Source organism: Clostridium sp. UBA2485, assembly GCF_002341865.1.
GTDB lineage: Bacteria > Bacillota > Clostridia > Clostridiales > Clostridiaceae > Clostridium_J.
Genome location: NZ_DDOV01000054.1, coordinates 79723 through 80075, shown reverse-complemented (window position 1 = coordinate 80075; position 353 = coordinate 79723). Strand labels below are relative to the sequence as shown.

3 tRNA genes are annotated in these 353 nt (G+C 48.4%); all 3 read right to left on the bottom strand.

The window, feature by feature from the left end:
* Positions 1-21 precede the first annotated feature (21 nt).
* The 3 genes from B3603_RS11375 to B3603_RS11365 all read right to left on the bottom strand — a co-directional run bounded on the left by B3603_RS11375 (position 22) and on the right by B3603_RS11365 (position 327).
* A tRNA-Leu gene (locus B3603_RS11375) sits at positions 22-110 on the bottom strand.
* 60 nt (positions 111-170) lie between these two features.
* A tRNA-Met gene (locus B3603_RS11370) sits at positions 171-247 on the bottom strand.
* 4 nt (positions 248-251) lie between these two features.
* A tRNA-Met gene (locus tag B3603_RS11365) sits at positions 252-327 on the bottom strand.
* Positions 328-353: the final 26 nt, after the last annotated feature.

The following is a 353-nucleotide window of genomic DNA, read 5'->3' as shown; positions in this document are numbered from 1 at the left end:
AGCTGCTCCACCCCGCGATATTGGTGCTGAAGACCGGAATCGAACCGGTACGGTGTTTAACCACCGCAGGATTTTAAGTCCTGTGCGTCTGCCTGTTCCGCCACTTCAGCATTTCTGACTATAGTATATGTAATATAAAATATTTTAACCTTAAATTAATTATAAGGTTATGGTAGCGGAAATAGGACTTGAACCTACGACACTTCGGGTATGAACCGAATGCTCTAGCCAGCTGAGCTATTCCGCCATGTTGGTTGCGGGGATAGGACTTGAACCTACGACCTTCGGGTTATGAGCCCGACGAGCTACCAGCTGCTCCACCCCGCGATATTTGGTGCTGAAGACCGGAATCG